General features: G+C 69.6%; 4 protein-coding genes. 2 read left to right on the forward strand and 2 right to left on the reverse strand.

Annotated elements, in window-relative coordinates:
* Nucleotides 1-97 precede the first annotated feature (97 nt).
* Complete coding sequence (locus ACWCSD_RS51210; protein WP_449926930.1) at nucleotides 98-883, reverse strand: CbtA family protein; 786 nt, start codon at nucleotides 881-883, stop codon at nucleotides 98-100.
* An 8-nt stretch (nucleotides 884-891) separates the two neighbouring features.
* Nucleotides 892-1083 carry a CbtB domain-containing protein gene (locus ACWCSD_RS51215; RefSeq protein ID WP_352320001.1) on the reverse strand — a complete coding sequence of 64 codons (192 nt, stop codon included), beginning with the start codon at nucleotides 1081-1083 and terminating at the stop codon, nucleotides 892-894.
* 340 nt (nucleotides 1084-1423) lie between these two features.
* On the opposite strand from ACWCSD_RS51215, the gene ACWCSD_RS51220 reads away from it, so the two are divergent.
* Nucleotides 1424-1855, forward strand: a complete 432-nt coding sequence (locus tag ACWCSD_RS51220; protein ID WP_397158041.1) for a nuclear transport factor 2 family protein — start codon at nucleotides 1424-1426, stop codon at nucleotides 1853-1855.
* Nucleotides 1856-1966: 111 nt separating this feature from the next.
* The coding region (locus ACWCSD_RS51225) for an MFS transporter (RefSeq protein WP_449926933.1) at nucleotides 1967-2672 on the forward strand (706 nt) is incomplete at its 3' end.

Consider the following 2672-nt stretch of genomic DNA (forward strand, 5'->3'; position numbering starts at 1 on the left):
GCCCTGGTCAGGCTCGCCGCGTCGGCGTCCTCGTCGGCGGGAAAGCACCCGGCCCGCATCCCCGGTGTCGTGGCATGCCGGACGAACAGCACCTTGCTCAGCTCGGCGCCGCGACCAGCGGGTGAGCCGCGGTACGCCGCTCCGCCCGGTCGCTCGCCCAGCCGAACAGCACGCCGAACGCCGCCCAGAAGACGAGCTGCGTGCCGAGCGAGGCGAGCCGGAACTCCCACAGCAGCGTGGCGGGGAACCCCTCGGGCACCTCATCGACCGGCGGCAGCAACCACCACGCGGCGACGACGGGCACCAGGAACGCGACCGCCGCCGCCGTCCAGCGAGCCCACGGGCCGCCGTCGACGCGGCGGGCCGTCGCCACCGCGATCGCCGTCGCCGCCAGCCCGACGAGGATCATCACCACGTAGAGCAGCGTGCGGCTGTTGATGGTGTCCGGATCGCCCACCGCAGGCGGGTTGGCCGGATATTTCACGAAGGGCACGAGGATGATCGCGGCGAACGCCGTACCGGCCGCGGCCATCGCCAGCCGCCCGTCGGAACGCGGGCCGACCCGCCCGCGCAGTCCGGCGAACACCAGGGCGAACACCCCGCCCACGGCCAGCCCGTAGAGCCCGGTGGCCAGGAACAGCCCCGCCTTCTGCACGGGCCTGCCGACCACGGCGTCCTCGCCGTGGCTGTGCTCGGCCGCTTCGGCGTGGCCGTGCCCGGCCGTCCCGGCGTCCGGATCGGGCGCCTCGGCCTGGGCGGCGGCCTCCTCCAGGGCGATCGCGTGGTCCACGCGAGGTTCACCGAAGGCGAAGGCGAAGGCGCCCGCGATCAGTCCGGCCAGGAGTCCGACGAGCAGACCTCTGGCCAGGAAGGTGCGTACCATGACGGCCCTCAGTGGCAGGGCACGCCGAGCAGGTGACGCCCGTCGTGCATCAGCTCGTGCAGGAAGGTGCCGGTCTGGGAGATGGCGCCGTTGTCCATCAGAACCAGGTAGGCGACCAGCAGCAGCACGGGCACGGCCAGCAGCAGCCAAGGGCGCAGGCGGGGAAAGGGAATCGTCGACGGGGTGGACAACCCGGTCATGTCAAGCCTCCTCAGGGGTCACGCGTCCCATATCACGAGGTCACGGCTGCCAAGCGACCTGGCTCCCGGGATCTACGTCCCGGATACAGTGGCGCGTCCGCACCGGCATCTCACCGGATTTCCCTTGGACAACCGTGAAATCTACCGGAACGTATCCTTTCCTCACGTTCGCGTCAACATGCGACCGGTGCCCCTGGGCCACCTGCCGCTCCCCGGCGCGCCTTTGCGAAAGGCCCAGAATTTCACCTCGTCGAGTCTGCGGATCTAGCCTGCGTTGGCCATTCGACCGCATATCGACAGCCACGCTGGGCATCGAGCGAATATAGGAGGATCCGGTGCCATGAATGTTGCCCGCGAGGTGCGCGACCGCTATACGGACGCGTTCAACGCCCACGACATGACGGCACTGCTCGGCACTTTCAGCCCGGCCGGGGTGTCCATCAGCCCCGAAGGCGTATCTCAGGGACACAGCGAGCTGGCCTCCTATCTGGAGGAGTTCTGGACGGCGTTCCCCGACGTCCGGGCCGTGATCACGGAGTCCTCCGAGGCCGAGGCCACAACCGTCGACGAGCTTCTCATGGTCGGAACTCACCGGGGGCCGTACACCATGCCCGACGGTCAGGTGCTGCACGCGACGGGCCGCCCTGTCCGTTTGCGATGCTGTTATGTCTGCACAGTGGAAGACGGACTCATCACGAGTTTGCGCCTCTATTTCGATCAACTGGAGTTGCTCACCCAGCTCTCCGACTCGGTGATTCTGCAGCGTCCTTAGCGAATTGCCGGACGCGACGGATCGCCCCCCGCGTCCGCCCGTCCTGCACCTGACAGATGTACCCTCAGCAGGGCTCTGGTTGATCTTCGCGGCCGGCCGCACTCTGGCCGCATGACGACGGACACACACGACCTGACCGCCGCTGACACGACCCCGCGATGGGGGCTGCGCGGCTGGCTCGTCCTCATCACGTTGTGCGGCGCGACGTTGATGACCGGGCTGGACTACTCGATCATCACGGTGGCGCTGCCGGAGATCGGCAGGGACCTCGGCTTCTCCTCCGCCTCGGCGCTGCAGTGGGTGGCCACCGCCTGCCTGCTGCCGACGGCCGCGTTTATGCCCTTGTTCGGACGCGCGTCCGACATGGTGGGCAGGCGCCGGTTGTTCGTCATCGGCGTGGCGGCGTTCTCGGTGTTCTCGCTGCTGGCCGGGCTGGCGCCGACCCCGGGGCTGCTGGTGGCGGCCCGCGCGGGACAGGGCGTGGCCGCGGCCATGATCGGCCCGACCGCGCTGGCGCTGATGACCGGCACGTTCCCCGAAGGGCCGCAGCGCACCAGGGCGCTGGGCGTCAACGGCGCCCTGCTGTCGCTGGGCTTCGTCGTCGGGACGATCGGCGGCGGGCTCATCACCAGCGGCCTGAACTGGCGCTGGACGATGCTCATCCTGTTCGCCATCGGCGTCCTGGTCATGACGGGCGCGGTGACGGTCGTGCGGGAGACGGCCGCCGTCGGCTCGGCCCCCGTCGCCTTGACGGTCTCCACGAGCTGCAGCGTGTTGAACGTGGTGGAGGTCAGGTTCCCCAGGTCGGCCCGCAGCG

The organism is Nonomuraea sp. NPDC001684 (genome assembly GCF_053596515.1).

Coding starts and splice junctions, on each gene's coding strand:
- ACWCSD_RS51220 (WP_397158041.1), top strand. CDS start 1,424: ATGAATGTTGCCCGCGAGGTGCGCGACCGCTATACGGACGCGTTCAAC.
- ACWCSD_RS51210 (WP_449926930.1), bottom strand. CDS start 883: ATGGTACGCACCTTCCTGGCCAGAGGTCTGCTCGTCGGACTCCTGGCC.
- ACWCSD_RS51215 (WP_352320001.1), bottom strand. CDS start 1,083: ATGACCGGGTTGTCCACCCCGTCGACGATTCCCTTTCCCCGCCTGCGC.